The sequence below is a fragment of the Qipengyuania sp. B-5 genome, from assembly GCF_056857815.1.
On record NZ_JBSXNU010000048.1, the window covers coordinates 48,279 to 73,147 of the forward strand.

Here is a 24,869-nt window from a genome sequence, read left to right on the forward strand (position 1 = left end):
GCATCAGGAATGAGGTAATATCCCAAGGTGGCGCGAGTGACGGGACTCGAACCCGCGACCCTCGGCGTGACAGGCCGATACTCTAACCAACTGAGCTACACCCGCGCATTTGCGCTGTAGCGCCCCTTGGGAGCCGCGCATCTAGTGGAGGCTCCGATTCCTGTCAACGCAAATTGGATGGGAAAATTCGCACTTTTTGCCGGAGCTGGACGGGCGGCCGAAATTTACCCGAAGTTTTCTCTTCGGGCCGGTTTCGGGCGGACGAAATCGTATGGGGCAAAACGGGCTGACGAAGGCATTCTCGCCGTATATCTCGTCATGCTGGGCGGCGATATCGGCGATAGGCATGTCGTATTCAGCCGTGTCTGAACCGCCTGCCAAATGAAAACTCCCGCCGAAGCGGAAGCTTCCGAAATCAGTCGACCAGGATCAGCGCCGGGGTTTCCAGCAGCTTTTTCAAGGCCTGGATGAAGCTTGCCGCATCGAAGCCGTCGACAACGCGGTGATCGCAGCTGATCGATATGTTCATCAGCTTGCGCTTCTCGATCCGCTCTGCACCATCGCTGCCTGTCACATACATCGGGCGTTCGATGATGCGGTTCGGGCCGATGATGGCCACTTCGGGACGGTTGATGACCGGCGTGGTCGCAACGCCGCCCAGCGGGCCGAGCGAGGTCACGGTCAGCGTGCCGCCTTCCATGTCTTCTTTCTTCGCAGTGCCGTTGCGCGCGGCATCGGCGAGACGCGAAATCTCGTTGGCGAGCTGCCACAGGTTCCTGGAATGCGCATTCTTGATGACCGGGACCATCAGCCCGGCATCGGTCTGCGCCGCCATGCCCAGATTGACCGCACCGTGGCGTGTCACCACGCCTGCCTCGTCGTCATAGCGGGCGTTGATCATCGGGAAGTCGGGCAGCGTCTTGCAGATCGCCGTGATCAGCAGCGGCAATATGGTGAGCTTGGGCTTGTCGCCGCGGCTGCGGCTGTCGTTGAGCTGGGCGCGCAGCACTTCCAGATCGGTGACGTCGCATTCCTCGACATAGGTAAAATGCGGGATATTGCGTTTCGAAGCGGCCATGTTTTCGGCGATGCGGCGGCGCATCCCGATGACTTTCCGCTCCTCGTCCTCGCGCGTTCTCGCGGCAGGCGCGTAACCCGAATTGTAGGACAGGAACTGGTCGAGATCGCCGTGGCGGATGCGGCCTTCTTCGGAAGGCTTCACCTGGCCCAGATCGACGCCGAGTTCCTTCGCACGCTTGCGCACGGCCGGACTGGCAAGAACCTTGGCGGCAGCTGCCGGTGCCGGTTCGGGTGCCGGGGTCGGCGCGGGCGCAGGCGGCGGTGCGGGGTCGGCCGCCATCGCATCGTCGGCATCGCCGGCGTCCGAATTCTCGACCTCGATACGCTCTTCGACTTCCTTGGCCTTCGGCGAAGGAGCAGGCGTCGCTTCGGTTGCGGCCTCGTTCTCTTCGATGACCTCGTCGGGCACTTCGCCTTCGACCTCGATCACCACCAGCATCGAGCCGATCGAGACCATGTCGCCTTCTTCGCCCGCCACTTCGAGGATCTTGCCGGTGACCGGGCTTTCCATCGGCACAGTGGCCTTGTCGGTCATCATGTCGACGAATTCCTCGTCCTCCTGGACGGTGTCGCCGACTTTCTTGTGCCACTGGACGATTTCCGCCTCGGCAATGCCTTCGCCGATATCGGGCATGTTGAATGTGAACTTGGCCATTGCGGTTACTCGCTCAGAATCTTGTCGAGGGCCTCGCCGATGCGGATCGGACCCGGGAAATACGCCCACTCGAGGCTGTGGGGATAAGGCGTGTCGAAGCCGGTCACGCGCAGGACCGGGGCTTCCAGATGGTAGAAGCAGCGTTCTGTGACCAGCGCGGAAAGCTCCGCACCGAAACCGGCGGTTCGGGTCGCTTCATGGACGATGAGGCAACGCCCGGTCTTCCTGACCGATTCCTCGATCGTTTCGATATCGACCGGCACGATGGTGCGCAGGTCGACGATGTCGGCCTCCACGCCCTTTTCGCGGCAGATCGCTTCGACCACATGGACCATGGTGCCATAGGCGAGGATGGTAAGCTCGTCCCCCTTCGTGGCATAGCGCGCCTTGCCGAGCGGGATGTTGTAATAGCCTTCGGGCACGATGCTGGCCTCGAAGCGCTTCCAAGGTTCGACCGGCTTGTCGTAATATCCCGAGAACGGGCCGTTGTAGATGCGCTTGGGCTCGAAGAAAATGACCGGGTCGTTATCCTCGATCGCACTGATCAACAGGCCCTTCGCGTCATAGGGGGTCGCCGGGATGACCGTCTTCAGGCCGGAAACATGGGCGAAGATCGCCTCCGGGCTCTGGCTGTGCGTCTGGCCGCCGAAAATGCCGCCGCCGAAGGGGCTGCGCACGGTAATGGGCGCAGTATATTCCGCCGCAGACCGATAGCGCAGGCGAGCCGCCTCCGAAATCAGCTGGTCGAGACCGGGGTAGATATAATCGGCAAACTGGATTTCCGGCACCGGGCGCAGGCCGTATGCCCCCATCCCCACTGCCGCAGCGATAATGCCGCATTCGGAAATCGGCGTGTCGAAAACGCGGGTCTTGCCGTATTTTTCCTGCAGGCCCGCCGTGCACCGGAAGACACCACCGAAATAGCCCACGTCCTCGCCCATGATGACGGTGTTCGGATCGCGTTCCATCATCACATCAAGCGCTTCATTGACAGCCTCGATCATGTTCAGTCGGCGGTCTGTCTGGCCCTCGGTGGCGGATGCGTCCTTGGTCTTGGTGTCGCTCATGCCTCGGGCAACCCTTCTGGGAATTTGGTTTTGCGCTCGTGAATTGCCTGCTCGCTCTGCTCTTTGAGGTGCCAGGGCAGCTCTTCGAAAACGTCTTCGAACATGGTGCGGAACGGGTGGTGGAGACCATGCCCCAGAATGCCGTTGGCCTCGGCCTCCTTGGTGGTCTTCTTGACGTATTCCGCCGCCTCGAGATCCATCTTTTCCTGCCTCTCCTCGTCCCACTCGCCGAGCTCGATGAGGTGGTTCTTGAGACGCATGACCGGATCGCCGAGCGGCCATTCTTCCCGCTCCTGCGCGCTGCGATAACCGCTGGGATCGTCGGAGGTAGAGTGGCCTTCAGCGCGGTAGGAGAAGAACTCGATCAGGGTCGGTCCGGCATTGGCACGGGCGCGATTAGCAGCCCACTGCTCCGCCGCATAACAGGCCAGCGGATCGTTACCGTCCACCCGCAGCGAAGCAATGCCATAGCCCACCCCGCGCGCAGCAAAAGTGGCGCGTTCGGCCCCGGCAAAACCGCTGAAGCTGGAAATCGCCCACTGGTTGTTGACGACGTTGAGGATAACCGGCGCGTTGTAGACGGTAGCAAACAGACAGGCGGAATGAAAGTCGCCTTCCGCGGTGCTGCCCTCGCCTACCCAGGTCGCTGCGATCCGGCTGTCGCCCTTGATTGCCGATGCCATTGCCCAACCAACTGCCTGCGGGGTCTGCGTGGCTAGGTTGCCCGAGATGGTGAAGAAACTGTGCTCCTTGCTGGAGTACATGATCGGCAGCTGGCGGCCCTTCAGCTTGTCACCCTTGTTCGAGTAGATCTGGTTGATCATCTCGATCATCGGATAACCACGCTGGATCAGGATGCCCTGCTGGCGATAGCTGGGGAAGACCATATCGTCCGCCGCGAGCGCCATCGAGGCCGAAACGCTGGTCGCCTCTTCCCCGGTGCACTTCATGTAGAAGCTGGTCTTGCCCTGGCGCTGCCCGCGGAACATCCGCTCGTCGAAGGCCCGCGTCATGGCCATGTGACCGAGCATTTTTCGCAAGGTTTCAGGGTCGAGCTTCGGGTCCCACGGCCCGTGCGCCTTGTTGTCTTCGCCCAGGACCCGGATCAGCCCATGGGCGAAATCGAGCATATCCTTGGGATCGGTCGTTTCGTCGGGCCGTGGCTGCGCCCCCGCCTCCGGAACTACGATATGCGAGAAATCGACCGCATCACCAGGGCGGAATTTGGGTTCGGGTACGTGAAGCGAAAGCTTTGGACGGTTATCACCGGCTTTCGCAGTACCTTGAGGCCTGTCGGCCATAGAATCGTCTCCCAGACGTAATCTTACGCTTGCGCGTTATTTTATTTCGCGCGAGCGTAGCGGTCAAGTGAAGCTTGAGTCCGCTTCGTGTCACACCGCTACGGGGGCTTTGATCGGCCCGTGCGGCGTGTAGTCGTGAACCGCGAAATCCTCAATCCGGTAGTCGAAGATAGTCGATGGACGTCGCACGATTTCAAGCCGTGGCAGGCCTTGAGGTTCCCGCGACAACTGCTCCTTCACCAGATGTTCGTGGTTGAGATAGAGGTGCGTATCGCCCCCCATCCAGACGAACTCGCCGGGCTCCATACCCGCCTGTTGCGCCAGCATGCGCTGGAGCAACGCAGCCGACCACAGATTGAACGGCAGGCCAAGTGCCACGTCGCAACTGCGTTGATAAAGGATGCCGTTGAGGCGCGGCTCTCCATCGATCCCGGTCGACACATGGTACTGGTAGGTCTTGTGGCAGGGGGGGAGCGCCATTTGCGGAACCTCGGCGACGTTCCATCCCTCGATAATGTGCCTGCGGCTCCCGGGATTCTCGCGTAGAGATCGAACTACTTCGGCCACCTGGTTGACACCCCGACCTTTGCGGAACAGGCCGCCCTTCACCGGCTGATAGGTTGGCCAGTCGACCCATTGCTTGCCATAAACCGGGCCCAGATCACCCCATTGTGCGGCAAAATCTACATCGTCGGCGATCCGCTGAACGAAGTCGTCAATCGCGATATCCTTGCCCGTCTCCTCCACATAGCGTGCATGGGGCCACTCGTTCCAGATCTTGACGCCCTGTAGCACCAGCGGGCGAATGTTGGTTTCCCCTGTGAGAAACCATAGAAGTTCCCGGGTCGCGGTCTTCCAATAGACCCGCTTGGTGGTGACTAGCGGCATCGCGCCATCGGAAAGGTCGAACCGCAGTGTCGCGCCGAAGATCGAACGCGTGCCAACGCCCGTCCGGTCACGCCGCTCGTCTCCCTCGAGCCAGATGAGGCGCATGAGGTCGAGATATTGCTGTTCGAAATGGGTGTCGGGCACGGGCAATCGATACTCTTGTGGTCGGTACAGACCCTAGGAGCAAAATAAGGCAAAAGCGCGCTTGCGCCAGTTGCAATCCACACCTATAGGCCGCGCCTGCTTCGCACCCGCTGGCTTTTAAACGCCACGGGCCGATCCGGTCGGGGAGTAGCTCAGCCTGGTAGAGCACTGTCTTCGGGAGGCAGGGGCCGGAGGTTCGAATCCTCTCTCCCCGACCATCACAACGTCACGAAATTGCTGAACTTTTCATTTCCCTTTGCCTTCGGCCAGGAATATCGGCTTCGGCAACAATCTATATCAATCTCGAAAAGTGTCGGGCTTGATGCCGTACTTGTTAAGTTTATCGTAAAGGGTCTTGCGTGGGATCGATAAACTACGCTGCACCTCTGAGATTTTGCCGTTGGTTCGGACCATAGCGTCCTCCAAGATCGCTTTTTCGAAATTTGCGATCATTGAACGAAGGCTCACGTCCTTCTCTAAAACAGTGCTCGAAGTGGCCAGATGGGTCAGTCCGAGTACGAAGTTTTGCGCAAACATCCGCAATTCTCGCAAATTTCCTGGCCAGTCGTGCGAGATGAGGTGCTTCCATTCCATTTCGTTTACGGGTTCGGCCTTCCGGCCGAGGCTTTCCTCATACTCGCGCACGAATAGACGGAAGAGTTCGGGAATATCCTCTTTTCGTTCGATCAGAGAGGGGAGTCCTAATGTTATCCCGCCGAGCCGGTCACGGAGACCGCTAGCGTCAACCTCGGTTGAGCTACTGGTACCAATTATACGCAGATCAATTTTTCGCGGCCGCTCTGCACCAAGTGCTAGAAAGCTACGATTGTCGATCATGCTCACCAGACGTGCACGCGCCTGGGATGGTATCCTCTCGATCGCATCAAGCACCAGAGTTCCGCCGTTGGCACGCTCGATCATCCCGGACCGCGAGAGGGCTGCCGAGGGATCACGGCCATAGAGAAGAAGATCGGCCTCTGCGTTTGCGAATACACCCGGATCGACCACCACAAATGGCCTGTCGGCGCGGTGGCTCAGATCGTGGATACGCCGCGCGAGAAAACTTTTGCCGGTTCCAGGAGCACCTTGAAGCAGCAAATCGGTTTCGGTGCGAGCCACTTCCTGCGCGATAGTATTGAGGCGGATCGATGCAGGTGCGCGCCCCACCATTGCGGTCTTCGAATGGCTTTTCAGTTCGGCCCGCAATTTGCGGTTTTCAATCTTGAGGGAGCGCCTCTCACTGGCACGCCTGATAGCGTGGGCCAATCGCGAGACCGAATAGGGTTTCGGAAAGAAATCGGCAGCGCCGTTCTTCATCGCATCGACTGCCATGTCGATATCGCCATGGGCCGTCGTAAAGATCACCTGCATATCGGGGTCTCGCTCGCGCAGGCGGGCGAAGAACTCGATTCCATCCATTCCTGGGAGACGCACGTCGCTGACCACGACACCGGGAAAATCTACGTCGATTTCAGACAGGGCGAGGCTGGCCTCGGCGAACGCAGATACTGCAAACCCTTCAAGTTCCAGCGCCCGGCTCGCGCCGATGCGGAGCGCCTCGTCGTCTTCGACAAAGATCACATCGGGTGACTGTTCGCTCATGAGGCAAGTGGGATGATCATGGTGAAACAAGTCGCGTCATTACGGCGTTCGAATTGCAGCTCGCCGCCAAGGTCGCGCATGATATCGCGCGAAATGATCAGCCCGAGGCCCAGCCCGTCCTCCTTACTGGTCGCGAAAGGCTGGAACAGCTTGTCCTCCCGGCCGACGGGAATTCCTTCGCCGTCGTCGACAACACTAACATGCAATTGCTCTCCATCGAGTTCGATCTCTATGGCAATACTGCCTTCGTCGTCGGTCGCGTCGAGGGCATTCTGAAGTAGGTTGACCAGCACCTGTTCCAGCCGGACATGCTCTGCTGCGACTTCCACTGCGCGCAAGCTCTCATCCGGCAATCTCACCTGATTGCCCCGAGTGACTATGCGATCGCGAAGCAGCATGAGTGCACCCTCTATGATCTCGCCAATAGCGACGACTCTGGTTTCACCGGGCTGTCGTCTGCTGAAGCGCCGCAATTCGCCCGTAATCCGTCCGATCCTGTCGGCGAGCCCCATGATTTCCCGGAAATTTGCCGCTGCCTGTTCGAACTTGCCTGCAGCAACCAGTTTCTCCCCGCTCTCGGCGAAAACGCGCAGCGCTGCGACCGGCTGACCGATTTCGTGATTAACTCCCGCCGAAATTTGTCCGAGTGTCGCAAGACGGTTGGCCTGCGACAATTGGTCGCGAAGGGTTCCGGTGCGTTCAGCCACGATCGCTTCCTCGCGAGCAAGTCTGCGGCGCCGGACCAGCAGGGCCCCGAAAACCAACGCTATGAGTACTCCAAGCGCCAGTGCCAATGCCAGCCGGCCCGTCGCCACTGCTGCCGCTACCCGGGGGCCAGGGTCCAGAACAAGATGAAGGTCCCAGCCTGCAGGCGAAATATTCTGCTGCGTCCTTGTCACCGGAACCTGCACCACTGTTTCGCTGAGACCCGAGAGCTGCGGCGCCAAGGGAAGTAGCGGAGAACGCCCGAATTGCTGCAAGTCGCTGGCAGCATTGCGGCTGTTCGACACCCCGCCGCTCGCCAGATGGAACCTCCAGCTTTCGTTGCTACTGAGCAGGACAACGCCTTCCGCATCGGTAACATAGACGCCTCGTGTCGCGCGCCGCCAGTTCGCTTCGGTCCTGTCGAATTCCACCTTCACGGCAACGATACCCAAGGGTGCAGAGGCCGGACCGATGCTGGCCGCGATATAGAGACCGGGCTTGCGGCTCACAGTGCCGAGCGCAAACTGCGTCGACGATCCATTCCGCATTGCTTCGCGAAAATATTCCCGGAATTCATAGTTTGAGCCGACGAAACTGGTCGGCAAGTTCCAGTTGCTCGCTGCCAGGGTTCGACCATCTCCGTCCATTACATAGATTGCAGCGGCGCTGGACTGCGTTGCGAGGGCCTCCAGCCGCAGGTCGAGCGAATGCGCCTCCTGCGACATTCCGGCGACAAGCGCTTCGACCTGCGGATCTTCGGCCAGTGCCAAGGGCAAGAGACTGAACTTGTCGAGCTCGCTGGTGAGACTGGTAGCGAGGATCACAGCATCATCGCGCGCGGCGAGCTGTTCCTCGGCTATGGCTCGAGAGCGCATCGTTCTGTCGACCAGCAGCAAAGTGCCAAACGCAACGCCAGTGAAGATCGCGGCTATGACAAGCCAGCGCTTAATTCCGGGACCGATGATTGGCTTTGACACAGCAGGAGGAGTGCGGATTTCCGCACATTTTGCAACATAATTGTGCGAAAATCCACACAATATGAAAGATAAATAGAAGTAATTTTTTGAAAATAGGGTGTTTTATTTTCGTGCGCCACGACATTGCATGAATGCACTCTCCCTGCACAAAATGGCTGAAATGCGGTGTGAAGCCGCAACGAAAGGGAGAGTATCATTGGTCGTGAGCGAGCAAGCACCTGCTGCTGCGGGTCTGTCGGACAGCGGTAAGCCGATCTACAAGCGCCTCTATGCGCAAGTTCTGGCAGCCATCGTAGTCGGCGCGCTGACGGGTCATTTTTACCCAGAACTGGGAGCTTCGCTTAAGCCACTTGGCGATGCTTTCATCAATCTGGTGAAGATGATTATCGCGCCGGTAATCTTCATTACCGTCGCCACCGGCATCGCGGGGATGAAGGACATGTCCGCGGTCGGCAGCGTCGCCTGGAAGGCCTTTGCCTATTTCCTCTTCTTTTCGACGTTGGCACTGATCATCGGACTGATCGTAGCCAATATTGTCCAGCCGGGATCCAGCCTCAACATCGATCCTGCAACGCTCGATACAGCAGCGGTAGAAAATTATGCGAGCACGGCTGAGGAGCAAACGCTCTCAGGCTTCTTGCTAGGGATCATTCCGACCACACTCTTCAGTGCCGTTACCAGCGGGTCCATCCTCCAGGTTCTGCTGGTTGCCATACTCAGCGGCGTGGCGATAGCCGCCACCCGGCCGCACAGCGATCTCGTGTTCGACGTGCTCAGTTCGTTCGGGCAGGTGATTTTCAAGCTGGTCCACATGCTGATGAAACTGGCGCCAATCGGCGCGTTCGGTGCCATCGCTTTCACGATCGGCGAATTCGGTATCGGTTCGCTGGCTAGCCTCGCGGCGCTGGTGGGGACCTTCTACCTGACTTCGCTGCTCTTCGTGATCGTTGTGCTGGGCATAGTCGCGCGCCTCGCCGGCTTCTCGATCTTCGCTCTGATTAAATACCTGCGAGAGGAATTGCTGCTTGTTCTGGGCACTTCATCCTCCGAAGCGGCGCTGCCCAGCCTGATGGAGAAAATGGAAGTCGCCGGTTGCCGCAAGACCGTGGTCGGGCTCGTGGTGCCAACAGGCTATTCCTTCAATCTCGATGGAACAAATATCTACATGACGCTGGCTGCGCTTTTCATCGCGCAGGCAGTGGGCATCGACCTCACCTTGGGCGAACAGATCGCATTGGTGCTGGTGGCGATGGTCAGTTCGAAGGGCGCAGCTGGCGTCACCGGAGCAGGTTTCGTTATCCTTGCAGCGACGCTTTCGGTCGTTCCCTCGGTTCCCGTAGCGGGAATGGCGCTTATCCTCGGGATCGACCGGTTCATGAGCGAATGCCGCGCCTTGACGAATTTCGTGGGCAATGCGGTAGCAACCGTAGTCGTCGCAAAGTGGGAGAACGCGCTGGATCGCGACCGGTTGCGCGCCGCGATGGCCGGTAGCCCTATGCCTTTGCCGGAAGAAGATATCGAGCGCCACGAACGTACGGGACCGCATAGTGAAGCGATAAACAAATCTTTGGGAGAAATCGCATCATGATCGATCGACGGCGCTTTATTTCTGCCACCGCGCTTGCTGCTGGAGCTGCTGGGGTCACGCTGATCGGCACTCCCGCGTTGGCGCACCAGCTAGAGGAAATCGAACTCTGGCCCGGCACCCCGCCGGGCAGGGGCGGAACAACCGGACCGGAAAAAATCGGGGGCGAAGGAAGCGGCTATGGTGCCGTATCCAACATCTCGAAGCCGCGCATGCGGGTCTATCGGCCCAATCATCCTAACGGCAAAGCAGTGCTTGTTTGCGGCGGCGGCGGCTATTTTCGTATCCAGCTTTGGAAGGAATCGACGCCCGCAGCACAGTGGCTGCAGAATCAAGGGTACACAGTCTTCGAACTGATCTTCCGTCTGCCCAACGACGGTTGGGATGCCAGTGCCCCATTTGCCGATGCCCAGCGCGCGATGAAAATCATTCGGACCCGCGCCGGTGACTTCGGCATCAGGCCTGACGCTATCGGTATCATGGGATTCTCCGCCGGTGGGCATCTGGCAGGCTACACCGCGCTTCAGCCGGAAAAAGCGTTCTACGAGGGGAACGACAGGTACGAGGCGGCAAGCGCCCGCCCCGATTTCGCAGTTTTGCTGTTTCCAGTCGTGTCTCTTCGGAAGCCATACGATACGACGCGGACTCGCCGCGAGATCATCGGTACCGACCCGAGCTTGGCTGCACAGGAAGCATGGTCGCTCGACACGCACGCGTCGGCGGACGCACCGCCTACGATCATATTTTCTGCCGCTGACGATCCGATCACGCCGCCGGGTCACGGTATCGCCCTGTTCCAGTCGCTGGTTGCCAAGGGCGCGCCAACAGAATTGCACATTTTCGAACAGGGAGGCCACGGCTGGGGACTCGGCAAACCACAGCAAATCCTGAGCCAATGGCCGGACATTTTCGAGGCCTGGCAAACCAGGCGCACGACAGAACAGATTTGAAGGGAGGGAGAAAGCCCATGAATACCAAGAGTAACACAAAGCTTGCACTGCTGTGCGGCGCAAGCGTTTTCGCTGCGGTAACGGCTACGGGTGCCTCCGCACAGGATGCCCCTCAACCCGAACAGGAACCGCAGGCCGTAGATACCGTGCCGGAGGTCGAGCCGAGCGATGCGGATACTATCGTCGTAATCGGTAGCCAGATCCGGGGAGCCAAGATCAACGACGTACTTCCCGTGACAGTGCTCGACGAACAGGCGATCGAAAACACCGGTGCAGCTTCGGGCGACGAGTTGTTCCGCGCCATCCCGCAGGCCGGGACGGTCGCTTTCAACGAACAGAATGAAACCACGGTCAACAATGCCCGCGGCGATGTAGGATCGATCAACCTGCGCGATTTGGGCACCGGCAACACGCTGCTGCTGATCAACGGTCGCCGCATGACCCTACACCCGGGCTTCCAGACGGAACTCCTGGTGCCGGTCGTCTCATCCGACACGAACGAAATTACACCGGGCAGCGTTCGCCGGATCGAAGTGCTTCGCGATGGAGCCTCGGCCATCTACGGTGCTGATGCTGTCGCTGGCGTTATCAATACCGTCCTCAAAGGTAACATGAATGGCGGGTTCCTCGAAGCCGACTGGCGGGGATCGCAGGGTACAAGCCTCTACAACTACCGTCTCAGCGGAGGCCTTGGCTTCGATTTTGCCGAAGGACGCGGCAACCTGACCGTGTATGGCGGATATTTCCACGAGAACGGAATGCCCGCTTCGGAGCGCGACTATGCAGCCGACGACGACCGGACTGCGCTGCTTGAAGGAACCGACTTCGAAGGCGATACCCAGTTCAACAATCGCAACACTTTCGGTCCCTATGGTCAATTCGATATCCAGGCCCCGCGCAGCGCTACTCCGATCGGCGATGACGACTTCTACCTCCAGCCCGACTATTTTCCCGGCTGCGATCTGGATTTCGGCGACGGGATTTGTGCCAGAGGTGGAACAACGCCGACAAGGGATGTGCGGTATAACCGGAACTTCGGCAATAACCTGATCAGCCGCAAGAACCGCTACAACGCAATGGCGTTGCTCAACTACGAGCTCACCAACAACCTCAAGGCTTATGTCGAGGCAAGTTACTATCGGTCGGAAAACCGGCGAAACATCACTCCATCAGCCATATTGAGCGCAGTCCCGGTGGGCATTGCGCGAAATGCTTACTGGAATCCCTTCGGGCCGATCGACAGTCCTAACCGACTGCCCGACACCGCCATCAGCGACGATGGCGCCGATCTGATCATGGAGCGGTATCGCTTCGTCGATGTCGGTAATCGCGACGTGTCGGTTACTAAAAACACTTATCGTATCGTCACGGGCCTGCGCGGCAATTTCGGCGCGTGGGACTTCGATACCGGCTTGCTCTATTCGGAAGCCGACACCATCGACCTTGCCCGCAACCGCGTTTCGCTCACGCTAATGCAGCAGCAGATAAATCTGACCACGCCTGACGCCTACAACCCCTTCAACGGGGGGTGCCTTGACGATCCGGGCCAAGGAGACTGCACACCAAATCCACAATCGTCGATCGATCCGTTCCGCATCGATGTCTATCGCAAGGGCGGTACTTCGCTGGCACTGGCCGACTTCAAGCTCAGCCGAGACGATTTGCTTAGCTTGCCGGGTGGCGATCTTGGCGTGGCAGCCGGCATTGAATGGCGCCGCGAGACTTTCTACGATGATCGCGATCCGCGCCTCGACGGCACGATAACCTTCACCGACAGTGTGACGGGCGAGTTCAACGGTAGCGACGTTGCCGGCTCCAGTCCCTCACCCGATACAAATGGCAGGCGCGATGTTTATTCGGCATACGCCGAAGTCTTTGTGCCACTTGTCGCACCCGAAATGGACATTCCTTTGATCGAGGAGTTGAACCTTCAGATCGCAGGGCGTCTCGAGCACTTCACCGACATCGATGAGACTGCCGCAGTCCCCCGAATTGCCGCGTCGTGGACGACCTTGCCGGGCGTGACCTTCCGCGGTGCGTGGTCGCAAGGTTTCCGTGCGCCGAACCTCGTGCAGGTCAATGACGAGGGCACCACGCGGTCGAACACCAATGCAGACTATGTCATCTGCCAGGCGCAGGTACAGAAGGGCATTGTTGACGACTTGGGCGACTGTGCCCGCGGAGGCATCATAAGCTTCCGTTCCGGCACCGAAAATCTTGTCCCGGAAGACAGCACGAGCATCAATCTGGGCGTGGTTCTGGAACCGGAATTCATTCCGGGCCTCACTCTTACTGCCGATTACTGGCGTGTGAAGCAGGAAGGGCTGGTCGGCACCTTCGGTTACGATAATGCGATTGCCCTCGACTTTCTTCGCCGCTTGAACGGCAGCACAAATCCCAATGTGATCCGCCTTGACCCTACTCAGGACGAAATCGACCTTTTCGTCGGCACCGGGCTCGCTCCGGCCGGACAGATCGATTTCGTGCTGGATGATTACCTCAACCTCGACGGTCGTATCTCAAAGGGCTGGGACTTCGGCCTGTTCTACCGCGTACCTGATTTCGGCCTCGGCAATTTCCGGCTGCGCTTCAATGCAGCGCGGCTCGAAAGCTTCGTACAATCGGCAGGCACTGATGGTCAGGAGTTGCTCGATGCAGTCGAAGCCGGCATCCTGCCCGACGAAATCACGGTCGACGGGCTGGGTGAGTTGCTGGAACAGAACGGCCGTCCCAAGTGGCGATTTAGCAGCTCTATCAACTGGGATTATGGCCCGGTCGATGTCGGATTGTTCGGGCATTATGTAGGCAGTGTCTATGACACCAGTGTATCACGCGACGACCCGATCGAAAGCGACGATCTCAACGCCAATTACTTCCCCGTCGACGAGATGTTCACTGTAAATTTCTCGATCGCTTATACAATCAACAATGATACCGCTCTCGATGGCACGCGGCTACGCTTCGCCATCAACAACCTGTTCGACGAGGATCCGCCCCTGGCCGATGAAACCTATGGCTTCTTCAGCGACTTGCATAGCGCGCGGGGCCGCGTCTTCCATGTCGAGCTACGTAAGAAGTTCTGACGTGCTAAACTGGGGGAGAGCGCTTGGCCTTCTTGCGCTCTCCTTTGCTGCAGGAGCGTGCGCCAGGTTCGCGCCGCTCTCCGATAGTGCCTATATTGCGGCTCCACCGTGCTCGACGAGCGCAGTGACTATTGCCTTCGACTTTGAAGGAGCATCGCAATCGCACTGCGTGATCGAGGGCGAGCGCGCATTCCGGATTGTTGTCACACCCGAGCATGCTCCGCCGATCAATCCTAGTCCATGGTATGCTTTTCGTTACGAGGCAAAGCCGGGCGTAGATGTGGCGATTACGCTGGATTATCCGGTCGGAAGGCATCGCTACCCGCCCAAAGTGGCAACCAAAAGTGCCACAAATGTATTTGAGGTCGACGAGGGAAACGAGGGGAAATCGGCTCTTTTCCACCTCCGAACCGGTACGGGAATTGTGAGCGGGCAGGAGTTGTTTGACGCCACGCGTTATACCGAATTTTACGACCGCATGGAGCAATCCAAGCATGTGAGTCGCCAGGCCCTTGGGCGGAGTTTGGATGGAAACCCGATTGTAGGGCTAAGGATGGGAAATCCCGCGGCGCCTCACCTCATCGTTCTACTTGGTCGAGCGCATCCACCCGAAGTGAGCGGTGCCGTCGCTATGGAAGCATTTCTGGAAGAGCTGGTAGCAAATTACGACAGAAGCAAAATCAATCCCGCAAAATACCAGGTGCTGGCAGTACCGTTGCTCAATCCCGATGGAGTGATGCGCGGGCACTGGCGCGCCAATCTCGGGGGGAAAGACCTGAATCGCGACTGGGGTTCATTCTCGCAGCCCGAAACCAGGGCAATCGCAGCCTGGCTGGAAAAGCTCGATCCTGCAGTCAGACCTACCGCCATGATTGACTTCCATTCTACCAGATCAAATCTGTTCTATGTACAAGGAGCCGACGAAAACGATGCCGTCCAAGAGGCCTTCCTGGAAGATTGGCTGGGACGCAATAAGGACAGAATAGAAGGCTACGCATTCGATATAGAGAGGCGCAATGCGAACCCCGGCTCAGGGACATCCAAGAACTGGTTCCATACTCAATTCGGCATCCCAGCATACACTCTCGAAGTTGGTGACGAAACCGATCGAAACGCTACTTCGGTTGCTTCCCGGATCTTCGCACGGACAATGTTGCCCGCTCTCGATGAGATGCTGAAGAAGACTCGACGCTAACTGGTACAAGCACAGATGCATGAATGACATTCCGTGCCGTACCGCGTAACGGTTGCCGTCCCGATATGAGCAAACCCAGAGTACTTTTCGTCTGCCTCGGCAACATCTGCCGGTCACCGCTCGCCGAAGCCGCCTTGCGTCGAGCTGCCGCAGAAGCCGGGTTCGAGGTCGACATCGAAAGCGCAGGCACTGCCGATTACCACGTGGGGGAAGCCCCGGACCCGCGCGCAATCGAAGAAGCACGTAAGTACGGGATAGATATCAAGGAGTATCGCGGTCGCCAGTTGAGGCCCCGGGACTTTCGCGAATTCGACTATATCCTGGGGATGGATCGTTCGAATATGGCGAACATAGCCCGGATCGATCCGGGCGATGGCATGGCGAAAGTGGCGATGCTGCTCGATATTGTTCCTGGACAGAAAGGGCGCGAGGTGGCCGATCCTTGGTTCGGGGAACTGGACGGCTTCTCCGCCACCTGGAAAGAAGTCGATGCAGGAGCGCGCGCGCTGCTCGAGGTGTTGCTCGAGGAGCATGGTTGAAGCGGATATTGGCGGCCGTCAGCCCCCGCGCAATGTCTTCACCCCAAAATCGCGCTCGAAGAGATACAGCAGGATCCGCGCGGCCGCACCTCGCTTTCCTTCGAGCCCGCCATCCCGCTCCATAAGCAGCCGGGCATCGTCATGCGCCTTGGGAAGCAGTTCGGTGATCTGTTCAAAGCTGGCAATGGCGAAGGGCGTATCGCCCGACTGGCGCGTACCAAGCAGTTCCCCGCCACCGCGCAGGCGCAGATCTTCCTCGGCGAGGAGGAAACCGTCCTGCGTTTCGCGCATCAGCGCCAGTCGTTTCTGCGCTGTTTCGGGCAGCGCTTCGCCATGCAGCAACACGCAGAAGGACTTTGCGCTCCCCCGACCGACACGGCCGCGCAGCTGGTGCAGCTGGGCAAGGCCGAACCGTTCCGCCTGTTCAATCACCATCAAAGTGGCGTTCGGAACGTCCACTCCTACCTCGATCACGGTGGTGGCGACGAGCAAGCTGGCATCGCCCCGGGTGAACCGTTCCATCGCGGCATCTTTCACCTCGGGCGCAAGCTGGCCGTGGACCATGACCACATCGTCCCCGAACCTTTCCTTCAGCGCCGCATAACGCGCCTCGGCAGCAGCAATCTCCTCCGGCCCATCTACTTCACGCACCATGGGGCAGACCCAGAAGGCTTGCCGCCCCTCGGCGAATTGCGCCGCGAGCCGCTCGACCAGCGCGGGGATCCTGTCCTGCCCCATCACCACCGTGTCGATCGCCTGCCTCCCGGGGGGCAGCTCGTCCAGTTTACTCACGTCCAGCTCGCCATATTGCGCCAACGTCAAGGTGCGCGGGATCGGCGTAGCGGTCATCGCAAGGACATGTGGCGCACGTTTGCCCTTGCTTGCGAGCATCAGACGCTGGCCCACGCCGAACCGGTGCTGCTCGTCGATCACCACCATGGCGAGATTGCGATAGGCGACAGTGTCCTGAAAAATTGCATGGGTTCCGACAACTATGTCGATGCTGCCGTCGAGCAGCCCCATCAGCGTACCCTCGCGCGCCTTGCCCTTATCGCGCCCCGTCAGCAGTGCGACCTGCACACCGGTGGACTCGGCCATCCGTCGCAGGCTCTCGTAATGCTGGCGGGCGAGAATTTCGGTCGGTGCGAGCAATGCAGCCTGCGCCCCGGCCTCGACGGCGATCAGCATGGCTTCCAGTGCTACTACGGTCTTCCCTGCGCCCACATCGCCTTGAAGCAATCGAAGCATGGGCGCTTCCTGCGCCATGTCGCCCTCGATCTCGGCAATCGCACGCTTCTGGGCACCGGTAAGCGGAAACGGCAGGTCGAGCTTGCCGCGATAGCTACCATCGCCCTGCAGCGCCTGCCCCTTCCGCTTGCGATTGTCGGCCCGCACCAGCATCAGCGCGAGGCTGTTTGCCAGCAATTCATCATAAGCCAGCCGATCGCGAGCCGCCTTGTGTTCGCCCTTATGCGCCAGGTGCAGTGCATCCTGCCATTGGGGCCAGTCGGATTTCTCGAATTGGGTTGGTTCGATCCATTCGGGCAACTCCGGCAACTTCGTCAGAGCCTGCTCGACAAGTCCCGCCACACGTGGCTGGGTGAGCCCCTCCGAGAGGCGATAAACCGGTTCGCAGAGACGCTGCAGGGTGTCACCGCCCTCCTCCACCACGTGATCGGGATGGACGATCTGCAACATGTCGCCATAGCGCTCGAGTTTGCCGGCTACCCAGCGCGTCTCGCCCACCGGAAGCTGTTTTTTCGCGCTGTAGGATGCCCGTCCGAAATAGGTGAGTGCCAGTACGTTGCCGATACTGTCCTGCGCCAGCACACGATAGGGCGCGCGAGGCGAACGCCCTCCACGGTGTTCGATAACTGCAAGCTTGAGGACGATATGTTCGCCCTCGCCCGCTTCGTCGACATTATCAACCGCGCGGCGCGTCACGAAGCGTTCGGGCAGGTGGTAGGCGAGGTCCTTCACGCGCTTGAGCCCGAGCTTGTCGAGCGGCCTTTTGAGCTTCGGCCCGACGCCATCCAGCGTTTCCGTTTCAGCGAAAAGAGGGTTGAGAACGTCCGGGCGCATCATGGCCAGTCTATAGCCGCTTGCGCCGCTTTGGCGAGTGCCCTACCCGCGCCCCATGCCCGAAATGCTTACAACCGAAGGTCGTCTCGCTCGCTGCAAGTTCCGCAGCTGGCATCGTGGCACGCGCGAAGCCGATTACATGATCGGGGGCTTCTTCGACCGCTATCACGCAGATTGGGGCGAAGCGGAACTCGCCTGGTTCGAGGCACTGCTCGAGGAAGACGATGTGGACATCATGGCCTGGGCGCTGAAAACCCAAGTTACCCCACCGCGCTTCCAGGGCGCTTTGATCGAAAAGATGCAGAAGCTCGATTACGTCGACATTCCGCGTTGACGGGAACGGCGCGGGCGCTACGGCGCTGACCCCGTGATGCCCGATATCTCCCGTATCCTGAAAGCCGACAAACCGCTCACGCTGGCGCAGGTCGCTCGCGGCGCGCAGCCGCTGGTAATGGCCGACCTTGCCCGCGCCGGAACCGGACGCGCGATCTTCATTGCACCCGACGATGCAGCGATGCGCGGAATTGCCGAAGCCGCGAAGTTCTTTGCACCGGAGCTGGAAGTCATCGAGTTTCCAGCTTGGGACTCCCTGCCTTACGATCGCGCCAGTCCCGCATTGTCGGTCAGCGCAAAGCGTCTTGCCGCACTACACCGCTTGCAGACCGGAAAAGCGAAGGCGCAATTGGTCGTAACCACCGCGAACGCCGTGCTTCAGCGCACGCTTACGCCCTTCCGCATCCGCGAAAGCGTGCGCGAGTTCAAACCCGGCATCGAGATTGGGCGCGACAGCCTCTCGCTCCTGCTTCAAAAGCAGGGATACAGCCGAACCGACACGGTAATCGACAAGGGCGAATACGCCATCCGCGGTTCGATTGTGGACGTCTTCCCGAGCGGGCTGGACGAAGCTCTGCGTCTCGATTTTTTCGGCGATGAACTGGAAAGCCTGCGCAGTTTCGATCCCAATACGCAGATGAGCACCGGGCGCCTCGATACCCATCTCCTGCTCCCTGCCAGCGAAGCGCTACTGGACGAGGACAGCATCAAACGTTTTCGCAGCCGGTATCGCGAGATGTTCGGTGCGAATGCCACCCAGGATCCCTTATACGAGGCCGTGAGCGAAGGCCGGCGCCTTGCAGGGATGGAGCATTGGCTACCTTTGTTCGAGGAACGGTTGGTCACTCTGTTCGACCATCTCGACGACAAGGATACGGTGGTCATCGACAACGCTTCGCTTGCCGCCGCCGACGAGCGGATAAAGGATGTCACCGACTATTACGAACAGCGCAAGGCGGCGAGCGGACAGGCCAAGGGCAGCTATCGCCCACTGGAACCGCAAGCGCTCTACCTCACCGAAGGCGAGTTCAAGGCAGCGCTCGCCGAAACGCCCGTCCACCGCGCTACGACCTTCGACGAACCGGAAAGTGGCACGGTCATCGATTTCGGCTTCAAGTCAGGCCGCGATTTTGCGCCCGAGCGTGCGCGCGGAGACAATGTCTATCCCGTTCTTGCCGAACACCTGAAAGCGCTCGGCAAGGCGGGCAAGCGTCCTCTACTTGCCGCCTATTCGCCCGGCAGCCGCGCGCGCATTGCTTCGATCCTTGCCGAGGCTGATTCGCCAGTGCAATTGGCCGATAGCTGGCAGGAAGCGCTCGGCCTGAGCGCCAAGGGCAAGCCAGCGGCGATGGTATTGCCTCTCGAAGCCAGCTTCGCCAATGACGAAATGGAGCTGCTCACCGAGCAGGATATTCTCGGCGACCGGCTTGTGCGGCGCAAGAAGAAGCGAAAAGATGCCGACGCCTTTCTTGCCGAACTGCAGGCACTCAGCATCGGCGATCTGATCGTCCATACCGAGCATGGCATCGGCAAATACCTCGGCCTCGAGCCAGTCACGGTGGGCAAGTCCAAGCACGACTGCGTCCAGCTGGAATACAAAGGCGGCGACAAGCTGTTCATTCCGGTCGAGAATATCGACGTACTGAGCCGCTATGGCTCTTCCGAAGAAGCAGTCATGCTCGACCGGCTTGGCGGCGAAGCCTGGCAGAAGCGGCGAGCACGCCTCAAGGAGCGCATCCGCGAGATTGCCGGTGAACTGATGCAGGTCGCTGCCCAGCGAGCGCTCAAGAAGGCGCCGGTGTTCGAGGTGGACGAGGCCTCGTTCAACCAGTTCCTCGACCGGTTCCAGTACGAAGAGACCGACGACCAGGAACGTGCAATCCGGGACGTTTTGAGCGACCTCGAAAGCGGTAAGCCGATGGACCGCCTGGTCTGTGGCGATGTCGGATTCGGGAAAACCGAAGTCGCATTGCGAGCCGCCTTCGTCGCGGCAATGAACGGCCAGCAGGTCGCGGTGGTGGCTCCCACTACCTTGCTCGCCCGCCAGCACTACGAGAATTTCAGTCAGCGCTTCAACGGTTTCCCGCTGAATGTCGGTCGCCTGTCACGCCTCGTACCGACCAAGGAATTGAAGGAAACGCGGGAAGGTCTGTCGAAAGGCGATGTCGATATCATCGTCGGCACACACGCGATCCTGTCCAAACAGACGAATTTCAAGAACCTCGGCCTAGTCATTGTCGATGAGGAACAGCGCTTCGGCGTCACGCACAAGGAAAGGCTGAAGCAGCTTCGTGCCGATGTTCACATGCTGACGCTGACAGCAACGCCCATCCCTCGCACGTTGCAGATGGCGATGACAGGCCTGCGCGAACTTTCCACCATCCAGACCCCACCGGTCGACCGCCTCGCCGTTCGCACCTACGTCATGGAATGGGACGACATGGTCATGCGCGAGGCGCTGCTGCGCGAACATCATCGTGGCGGGCAGAGCTTCATTGTTGTCCCTCGGATCTCGGACATGGAGCAGATTTCCGACTGGCTTCACGAGAACGTGCCCGAGGTGAAATTCGTCTCTGCGCATGGCCAGATGAGCGCGGGCGAGATCGAGGAGCGGATGAGTGCCTTTTACGAGGGCAAGTACGACGTCCTGCTCGCCACGACCATCGTCGAGAGCGGGCTCGACCTGCCGAGCGCGAATACCATTATCATCCACCGTGCGGACATCTTCGGCCTCGCTCAGCTTTACCAGCTGCGTGGACGCGTGGGACGCGCGAAATTGCGCGCCTATGCCTATCTCACCTATGAGAAAGACGTCGCCCTGTCCGAAGTGGCGGAAAAGCGGCTCAAGGTACTCGGCGATCTCGACAGTCTCGGCGCGGGCTTCCAGCTTGCCAGCCATGATCTAGACATCCGAGGTGCAGGCAACCTGCTGGGCGACGAGCAGTCGGGCCATATCCGCGAGGTCGGCTTCGAACTTTACCAGTCGATGCTCGAAGATGCGATCCTTGCTGCCAAAGCAGGCGAACTGGGTCTGGAGGCCAAGCGCGAAACGGTCAGCCCGCAAATCACGGTCGATGCGCCCATCATGATTCCGGAAGACTATGTGCCGGACCTGGCTGTGCGAATGGCACTATATCGCCGCCTCAATGATGCCGAAACCCAAGGCGAGGTCGAAGCAATGGCCGCCGAAATGATCGATCGTTTCGGTCCGCTGCCGTCGGCGACCGAGAATCTCGTTCGCCTCATCCAGATCAAACTGCAGGCAGTCGAAGCCAACATCTCCAAGATCGACGTTGGCGCAGCAGGTACGCTGGTCACCTTCCATAAGGACGACTTTCCGGACGGTCCGGGATTGATCGCTTATGTAGATCGCCTTCGGGGCACGGCCAAGCTGCGCCCTGATATGAAGCTTGTGATCAGCCGTGCATGGAATTCCCCTGAAAGCCGTCTCAACGGGCTGTTCCAACTTACCAAAGGCTTGTCGGGGATCGCGCGGAAAGCGAAAAAACGGGGCAAACAGGCGGCTTGACGAAGCGGGCTATTGCCTTGCCAAGTTGAGGAACTCCTGCGGCGCAATCGGCTCGGAACCCAGAAAACCTTGATAGCACTCGCAATCCTCCGCCGCCACGAAGTCCCGCTGGCGATCGGTTTCTATTCCCTCTACCAGAACGCCTAGTTCGAGCGCTTTGGCCATACCCATAATTGCCCTGAACACTGCCCGATCGCGCTCATCCTCGAGAACGCCCTCCACCATCGAGCGATCGAGTTTGATGCAGTCTATCGGCAGCACCTTGAGATATCGGAAATTACAAAAGCCGGCTCCGAAATCATCCAGTGCTATGCGCACATCAAGCACTTTAAGCTGGTGAAGCACACGGCTGACACGATCGAGATCGGCAAGCAGCACCTGCTCGGTAATCTCAAGCGTGATTTGCGACAGCGGGAATCCGATCCTGTCCGCCAACCGGGCAAAGTCGATTGCGAAATTGTCTGCGGCCAGATCTACCGGAGTGATATTGATCGAAAGGCGGAGGTCGCTGGGCCAGAAAGTTGCCGCCTCGAGCGCACGCCGGACTATGTGACGTGAAAGATGTGCGACATGATCCGCACGCTCTGCAATCTGGAAAAGCGCAGCGGCCCCGATTCTTCCGACAATCGGATGATGCCAACGGGCCAATGCCTCCGCACCAATAATCCGACCATCTACGAGTGAATATTGAGGCTGGAACAGGATTTCGATCTCGCCCTGATCGATGGCTGCCAAAAGGTCCGCCTCGAGCTCGATATTGGATCGAGGCGCCATTTCCAGTGTCCCGCTGGACCATTCGATCCGACGACCGTGGGATTGGCGCATCAAGGCCGTCACTTCGGACAAGCGGTCGAGCATTCGATCGACATCGTCATGTTCCCCTGCGCGCATCAGGGCGATCCGGGGCCACAGACGCAAGCTGCCGCCGCCTTCCGGATTTGCGATAGGCGCCGCAATCGCGTCGGCCAGCGCCTCCGCAAGCCATTGCCAGCGCTCTTGGCTGGCATTTGCATGCGCCACCAACATGAATGTCCCGCCGGATAGTCGAGCGGCTAGCCACGGATGACTTTCGAGTTCGTCATTTGCAAAATGGCGGATACGATGCGCGACTTCGACCAACGCACCATCGCCTGCCGTTTCACCGAATGCAACGTTGACGGTGTCAATTCGGCCGAGCGAAATCAGCATCGCATGGACCGGGCACGCTCCAGCCGAAATCGGCCAATTATCAACCCAAGAGCTGACAACACGTCGTATCTGGGGAAGGCCGCCCAGCCCGGTCAAGGCGTCGCTCGACTCGTGAGCTACATTATGGTGCACGGTTGCCATTTGTGCACCTTACCATTGCTTTGCAAGATAATCTCAAAAAATCGACGTTGTTGCCAAACGGCACAGCCACCCATAGGGATGCGAACCTTACAGCCGAAATCGAGTGTGCAGCCTAACGGGACGGATATGGCCGAATTTGAGCGACTTGCACTCCTCGTATCCGATTCCGAGCGGGCACAGGAGGCCGCCGAAACGATTTTCGCTTCACTGGCCGATTGGGTCCCTGTGAGCCAGGCGGATGCCGTGGTGGTCCTCGGCGGCGACGGATTCATGCTGCAAAGCCTGCATGCGATGCTGGATGCTGGCCGTATTCTACCGGCCTATGGGGTAAATCTCGGCACCGTCGGTTTTCTGATGAACAAGAACCGTCAACCGGAGAAATTGCTGGGCAGGCTCGCCCGTGCGAAGCTGCACACTATCGCTCCCTTGGCGATGGAAGCAGAGACGCAGGACGGGAGCATCCACCGTTTCTGTGCTATAAATGAAGTCTCGTTGCTGCGTGAGACACGCCAGACAGCAAAAATCGAAGTCGCAGTGGATGACAAGATACGTATCAAGGAACTGGTTTGCGACGGGGTGCTCCTATCGACCCCAGCCGGCTCTACCGCTTATAACCTCTCCGCTGACGGGCCAATCCTCCCGCTGGATTCGCAATTGCTGGCATTGACGCCGATCTCGGCGTTCCGGCCGCGCCGCTGGAAGGGGGCAATCCTGCCCGACCGCAGCCGTGTGACCTTCCGTGTAATGGAAGCGGAGAAGCGCCCCGTTTCGGCTGTCGCCGACCAGCGAGAAATCCGCAACGTAACGGAAGTCCGCCTTGAGATCGCGAGGGAGAATGTCCTGACCTTGCTGTTCGATCCCGGCCACGCTCTGGACGAACGCATTGTTTCGGAGCAATTTGTCGTTTGACAAAACGGTGCTGGAGAATGCTCGGCGAAAAATTGCAAAAGCCCGCTTGCCAAACCGGAATGCCGCCCATATAGGCGCACCCCTGCCGAGAGGCTGCTCCCCGATAGCTCAGCGGTAGAGTAGGTGACTGTTAATCACTTGGTCGTTGGTTCGAATCCAACTCGGGGAGCCATTCACTCTTCTTAGAGTTTTTAATTGCCTCGCCTTCTTAGACCTGTCGCCAATCCGCTCTCACACTCTTTACCATAGCGCAGCACACGGCCTTTGCGAACCATGCCACATGCCGGAACAGCCCAGTAAACAACGGAAAAACTATCACATTATGTAGGGTCAAATTTAGTGCCGCTTCCTGCGATTTCTCAGCAAATAGCGCAAAACAAAGCGCTAGTGCAGTTGACTGGCGCCTCGACAGTGCGGGCAGTAATGTAGAGCAGGACGCACCCCCGTATGTGAGGGTAGACTTGATATCGTCACAGAATAGGCATGCGAAACTAGGAAGACCGACTTTGGGCGCCGGCAGATCCGTTTCCCCCGGCAAACGCCGTGGATCTTAGCAATAACATCGCATTTCAGCCGATCCACTTAGTGTACCACGACTGGTCCACCAGCGCGCCGATCCGCGAGATATTTCACCGCGCCTTTGAGGGGGCTGGCCTACCTTATCTCAACCCACATTCGTTCCGCGATATGCTGAGGGTCATGCCATGACACTGGTCTTGTCTGCGGAAGAAATGAAGGCCTGAAGCTAAAACGGCGACCATAGCGATATACTGACAACTGAGGTGGTCCCGGAAATTTGGACAGGGTGCTAAGCTAATCCCGACCTGAGGAATGGACGGGAAATGAAGAAGACGAGGAAGCGCTACAGCGCGGAGTTCAAGGCAAAGGTGGCGCTGGAAGCGATCCGGGGTGACCT

Annotated in this window: 17 protein-coding genes and 3 tRNA genes; 11 read left to right on the plus strand and 9 right to left on the minus strand. The window is 59.1% G+C overall.

Going from position 1 to position 24,869, the window contains the following annotated elements; translation table 11 throughout:
• Window positions 1–28 precede the first annotated feature (28 nt).
• Window positions 29–105: transfer RNA gene (locus tag AC13CE_RS09495), tRNA-Asp, on the minus strand.
• A 72-nt stretch (window positions 106–177) separates the two neighbouring features.
• On the opposite strand from AC13CE_RS09495, the gene AC13CE_RS09500 reads away from it, so the two are divergent.
• Window positions 178–369 carry a hypothetical protein gene (locus AC13CE_RS09500; protein WP_482972207.1) on the plus strand — a complete coding sequence of 64 codons (192 nt, stop codon included), beginning with the start codon at window positions 178–180 and terminating at the stop codon, window positions 367–369.
• A 46-nt stretch (window positions 370–415) separates the two neighbouring features.
• On the opposite strand, the gene AC13CE_RS09505 is transcribed toward AC13CE_RS09500, so the two are convergent.
• The 4 genes from AC13CE_RS09505 to thyA form a co-directional block, all read right to left on the minus strand.
• Window positions 416–1,735, minus strand: a complete 1,320-nt coding sequence (locus AC13CE_RS09505) for a dihydrolipoamide acetyltransferase family protein (protein WP_221540828.1) — start codon at window positions 1,733–1,735, stop codon at window positions 416–418.
• Window positions 1,736–1,740: 5 nt separating this feature from the next.
• Complete coding sequence (locus AC13CE_RS09510) at window positions 1,741–2,802, minus strand: alpha-ketoacid dehydrogenase subunit beta (RefSeq protein ID WP_221540830.1); 1,062 nt, start codon at window positions 2,800–2,802, stop codon at window positions 1,741–1,743.
• Window positions 2,799–4,103 carry a 3-methyl-2-oxobutanoate dehydrogenase (2-methylpropanoyl-transferring) subunit alpha gene (locus AC13CE_RS09515; RefSeq protein ID WP_221540832.1) on the minus strand — a complete coding sequence of 435 codons (1,305 nt, stop codon included), beginning with the start codon at window positions 4,101–4,103 and terminating at the stop codon, window positions 2,799–2,801. The genes AC13CE_RS09510 and AC13CE_RS09515 overlap by 4 nt, the downstream gene beginning before the upstream one ends.
• 90 nt (window positions 4,104–4,193) lie before the next feature.
• Window positions 4,194–5,135: a thymidylate synthase gene (thyA, locus tag AC13CE_RS09520; RefSeq protein ID WP_221540833.1), complete on the minus strand. Its 942-nt coding sequence runs from the start codon at window positions 5,133–5,135 to the stop codon at window positions 4,194–4,196.
• A gap of 141 nt (window positions 5,136–5,276) precedes the next feature.
• On the opposite strand from thyA, the gene AC13CE_RS09525 reads away from it, so the two are divergent.
• Window positions 5,277–5,353 (plus strand) — tRNA-Pro (locus tag AC13CE_RS09525).
• Between the two features lie 79 nt (window positions 5,354–5,432).
• Here AC13CE_RS09525 and AC13CE_RS09530 read toward each other — a convergent pair.
• Together AC13CE_RS09530 and AC13CE_RS09535 are read right to left on the minus strand one after the other, a co-directional pair.
• The gene (locus AC13CE_RS09530) at window positions 5,433–6,737 is read right to left on the minus strand and encodes a sigma-54-dependent transcriptional regulator (RefSeq protein WP_221540849.1); all 1,305 of its coding nucleotides are present in this window, start codon (window positions 6,735–6,737) and stop codon (window positions 5,433–5,435) included.
• Entirely contained in the window at window positions 6,734–8,419 is a 1,686-nt protein-coding gene (locus tag AC13CE_RS09535) for an ATP-binding protein (RefSeq protein WP_221540850.1), read from the minus strand. The genes AC13CE_RS09530 and AC13CE_RS09535 overlap by 4 nt, the downstream gene beginning before the upstream one ends.
• 202 nt (window positions 8,420–8,621) lie before the next feature.
• On the opposite strand from AC13CE_RS09535, the gene AC13CE_RS09540 reads away from it, so the two are divergent.
• From AC13CE_RS09540 to AC13CE_RS09560, 5 genes are all read left to right on the plus strand, one after another.
• Window positions 8,622–10,007 (plus strand): dicarboxylate/amino acid:cation symporter, encoded by a 1,386-nt coding sequence (locus AC13CE_RS09540; protein WP_345719469.1) that lies wholly within the window; start codon window positions 8,622–8,624, stop codon window positions 10,005–10,007.
• On the plus strand, window positions 10,004–10,954 hold the full coding sequence (locus AC13CE_RS09545; RefSeq protein ID WP_482972208.1) for an alpha/beta hydrolase: 951 nt from the start codon (window positions 10,004–10,006) through the stop codon (window positions 10,952–10,954). Before AC13CE_RS09540 ends, AC13CE_RS09545 begins: the two co-directional genes overlap by 4 nt.
• Window positions 10,955–10,971: 17 nt before the next feature.
• Window positions 10,972–14,037 carry a TonB-dependent receptor plug domain-containing protein gene (locus tag AC13CE_RS09550; protein WP_221540852.1) on the plus strand — a complete coding sequence of 1,022 codons (3,066 nt, stop codon included), beginning with the start codon at window positions 10,972–10,974 and terminating at the stop codon, window positions 14,035–14,037.
• Between the two features lie 124 nt (window positions 14,038–14,161).
• Window positions 14,162–15,232 carry a M14 family metallopeptidase gene (locus tag AC13CE_RS09555; RefSeq protein WP_221540854.1) on the plus strand — a complete coding sequence of 357 codons (1,071 nt, stop codon included), beginning with the start codon at window positions 14,162–14,164 and terminating at the stop codon, window positions 15,230–15,232.
• 65 nt (window positions 15,233–15,297) lie between these two features.
• Window positions 15,298–15,771: a low molecular weight protein-tyrosine-phosphatase gene (locus AC13CE_RS09560; RefSeq protein WP_482972209.1), complete on the plus strand. Its 474-nt coding sequence runs from the start codon at window positions 15,298–15,300 to the stop codon at window positions 15,769–15,771.
• Between the two features lie 18 nt (window positions 15,772–15,789).
• Here AC13CE_RS09560 and recG read toward each other — a convergent pair whose 3' ends face one another.
• Window positions 15,790–17,853, minus strand: coding sequence for an ATP-dependent DNA helicase RecG (recG, locus tag AC13CE_RS09565; RefSeq protein WP_482972211.1), 2,064 nt, complete (start codon window positions 17,851–17,853; stop codon window positions 15,790–15,792).
• Between the two features lie 55 nt (window positions 17,854–17,908).
• On the opposite strand from recG, the gene AC13CE_RS09570 reads away from it, so the two are divergent.
• Together AC13CE_RS09570 and mfd are read left to right on the plus strand one after the other, a co-directional pair.
• Window positions 17,909–18,187, plus strand: a complete 279-nt coding sequence (locus AC13CE_RS09570; protein ID WP_221540858.1) for an FAD assembly factor SdhE — start codon at window positions 17,909–17,911, stop codon at window positions 18,185–18,187.
• Window positions 18,188–18,223: 36 nt separating this feature from the next.
• The gene (gene mfd / locus AC13CE_RS09575) at window positions 18,224–21,715 is read left to right on the plus strand and encodes a transcription-repair coupling factor (RefSeq protein ID WP_482972210.1); all 3,492 of its coding nucleotides are present in this window, start codon (window positions 18,224–18,226) and stop codon (window positions 21,713–21,715) included.
• Between the two features lie 9 nt (window positions 21,716–21,724).
• On the opposite strand, the gene AC13CE_RS09580 is transcribed toward mfd, so the two are convergent.
• The gene (locus AC13CE_RS09580; RefSeq protein WP_247710501.1) at window positions 21,725–22,903 is read right to left on the minus strand and encodes an EAL domain-containing protein; all 1,179 of its coding nucleotides are present in this window, start codon (window positions 22,901–22,903) and stop codon (window positions 21,725–21,727) included.
• A gap of 267 nt (window positions 22,904–23,170) precedes the next feature.
• Between AC13CE_RS09580 and AC13CE_RS09585 the strand changes: the two genes are divergently transcribed.
• Both AC13CE_RS09585 and AC13CE_RS09590 read left to right on the plus strand, forming a co-directional pair.
• Window positions 23,171–23,953, plus strand: a complete 783-nt coding sequence (locus AC13CE_RS09585) for an NAD kinase (RefSeq protein WP_221540864.1) — start codon at window positions 23,171–23,173, stop codon at window positions 23,951–23,953.
• A 97-nt stretch (window positions 23,954–24,050) separates the two neighbouring features.
• Window positions 24,051–24,125: transfer RNA gene (locus AC13CE_RS09590), tRNA-Asn, on the plus strand.
• Window positions 24,126–24,869: the final 744 nt, after the last annotated feature.